Raw genomic sequence first — 2,824 nt, 5'->3', positions numbered from 1 at the left:
TTGGAGCGAAAACGTTAAAATTTCCATTTAGCGCAAGACGCTTTTTTAGATGCGAGCCGATAAAACCACTACCGCCCGTGATGAAAAGATTCATCTGTTACTTAGCCTTTTTTCAAGCATTTCGATTCTTTTCTCATCCTCGGACTTGATTCTGTGATAATACCTACGCTTGCTCTTAAGCCAAGCTAATTCAAATTCAACGCCAGCTAAAATTCCGGCTTCCATATTGTTTACAGCATCTTTGCAATATACGATCTTTCGCGTTTCGTATTTATCAAGTAGTCCTTTGGAAATGAGATATTTAATAAAATCGCATGACTTCGCGGATATGGCTCCACCTAAACCGCATTTTAATCCCTTAGCTCTCGCTTTAGTAAAAATATTTTCACAATGTCTTAGCATTTCATCGCTATCTGCAAAGCTCCTATCTTTACCCATCGAACTTGTAAAATCGACTCTTCCGATTGTTACGCCAGAAAGAGTATTTATATTAGGCAAGGATAGAATATCATCAAAATTATCATAGCAGGTTATAGTTTCTACATTAATCGCAAATTCTATGTCATTACGATTATCCTCAGCAACAAAAGTGTTTATAGCTCCCAAAAATTTACTAACGGCAAATTTTGTTTCTGCCATCGGCGCTATGATACCATTTACACCTAGAGTAATAGCGTTATATATATCGGTTACCGCTTCGACGCCTCCGATTTTCATAATAATAGGAAGCCCAACTTTAGAGGTAATATCTTTTAGTCTACAAAGTTCCTCCTGCCTACTACCTTCATTCTCGTACTCTGCTTTGATCTCAAAAACACCATATTCGTCTTTAAGTCTTTTAAGAATATCGATCATCTCGTATTCTAAAACATTCATTTTAGCTCCTTAAAATTTTATTCTTAACATCTAGCAATGTAATATTATCGCCAACTAGAATTCCTTTACAATTAAAATTCCTTGCCATAGCCATATCACTTTCTATCCTATCACCTACCACAACGATATGCTGTTTATCGAGCCCCCAATCCTTACATAAAATTTCGAGCATAAAAGGATTTGGCTTTCCTACTATATCCAGCTTAATTTCTTCACCAATACTACCAAGGATTGCACTTAGCATAGCATTGGCACCGGGTCTTAAAAGACCATTTTCTACCGGGAAATTTTTATCTGTATTTGCCACTATTATTCTACGAGATTTTTGTAATGCAATAAGAGCTCTTGATAAAATTTCATAGTTAAAATTTAAATCAAGCCCAATTACCACGGCTTCACAACTATACTCATCCTCAACATTTATATCTGCATTCGTTAATTCACTTTTAAAACCACGGCTACCAACTAAAAATATATTTCTTAGATCCTTTCTTTGCAAAAATATAGCACTAGCATAAGCTGAGGTATATATTTTATCTACAGTAGTTCTTATACCCATATGAATTAATTTATCTAAAATTTCAACTCTTGTTTTAGTTGAATTATTAGTAAAAAATAAGACATTATAACCATTGGATTCAAGCTCATCTATAGTTTGCAAAGCAAAATCGGCAATTTTACTCCCAAAATAAATAGTCCCGTCTAAGTCAAAAACTACAGCTTTATTCATCTACCGGCTTAATTATCATATTTTTATAAAATTCCTCACGCGGCAAAAAAGGAAACATATCTTCAAGCGGCTTTGAGATCATTTTGCCGTCAGGCTTTATCTTAGACGATAATTTTGGCTCCATTTTTTCAGTAGGCGAAAGCATTACTTCGCAAACTGCCGCACCGGATTTGGATAGAATTTTCTCCAAATCTTCTTTTAAATTTAGCTGGTTTTCTATCCTGCAAGCTTCAAAACCATAAGCTTTTGCCAATTTTATGGTGTCGGGAAAACTCACGCCGCTATCTTTATCCGAGCCTACCTTGTGCCCTTTAAAAAAGTTGTTTTGAGTATTTCTGATAGAAATATAGCCTGCATTATTCAGAACAAAGATTTTGATCGGAAGCTTATTATGAATTATTGTCTGAAGCTCTTGAATATTCATCTGCAAGCTGCCCTCTCCAGTGACGCATATAGTATTGCCCTTGCCGTTTGCAAAACACGCACCGATTGCGGCAGGCAGATCGTACCCCATCGAAGCACAACCCGAATTTACTACCACCTTTTGATTCTCATATAAGCGCAAGCTCTGATAAGATGAAACACATGCCGTACCGTTACCGAATACATAAACTAAATCTCGTTTATGATTAGATAGCACATCGAAGAAATTATATGAATCAACCCACTCTTTTACATTTTGTCTAAAAGGCTCAATCGTAGGATAATTCTTTCTGTAATTTTTGCAAATTTCAAGCCAAAATCCAAAATCCAGCTCGTCTTTCAACGCAGATCGCAAATCCGATATAAAAACCTTCGCATCAGATTTTATCTTAATATCTGCGGCAATAGTTTTTTTGTTTAGTTCGTTTTGGTCGATATCGACTAAAATTTTTTTGGCTTCTCTGCCGAAGAATTCCCAGTTATAGCTGACTGCACGGATATTTAATCTAGCACCTATAGCAATGATTAGATCGGAATTTTGCACGACAAAATTTGCCGCTCTATTGCCGATAGTGCCATATCTGCCAAAAAATAGCTCATGGTCATTTCTAACGATATCGTATCTAGCGAAAGTACCGATAACGGGGATTTTTAAAATTTCGATTAGTTTTAGAAATTCTTCGTTAGCACCGGCAAGCGTTACACCGTTACCCACAATGATAACGGGGCGCTTCGCAACCTTTAACGCATCTAGAACCTGCGGGATTTTTGTGTCGAATTTTGGCTCTTCTGGAA

Annotated in this window: 3 protein-coding genes; all 3 read right to left on the bottom strand. The window is 36.4% G+C overall.

Annotation, left to right across the window (positions count from 1 at the left end):
* Positions 1 to 90: 90 nt before the first annotated feature.
* Positions 91 to 876: an aldolase/citrate lyase family protein gene (locus Q0257_RS07075; RefSeq protein ID WP_298023331.1), complete on the bottom strand. Its 786-nt coding sequence runs from the start codon at positions 874 to 876 to the stop codon at positions 91 to 93.
* Between the two features lies 1 nt (position 877).
* Positions 878 to 1,606, bottom strand: coding sequence for an HAD-IIA family hydrolase (locus Q0257_RS07070; RefSeq protein ID WP_298023328.1), 729 nt, complete (start codon positions 1,604 to 1,606; stop codon positions 878 to 880).
* Positions 1,599 to 2,824, bottom strand: a 1,226-nt coding sequence (locus Q0257_RS07065; RefSeq protein WP_298023325.1) for a thiamine pyrophosphate-dependent enzyme, incomplete at its 5' end; no start/stop codon positions are given. The genes Q0257_RS07065 and Q0257_RS07070, both read right to left, overlap by 8 nt.

This window comes from uncultured Campylobacter sp., from assembly GCF_938018035.1.
Classification (GTDB): domain Bacteria; phylum Campylobacterota; class Campylobacteria; order Campylobacterales; family Campylobacteraceae; genus Campylobacter_B.
The sequence above is the reverse complement of the archived record's forward strand: the minus strand, read 5'-3'. Positions and strand labels throughout refer to the sequence as shown.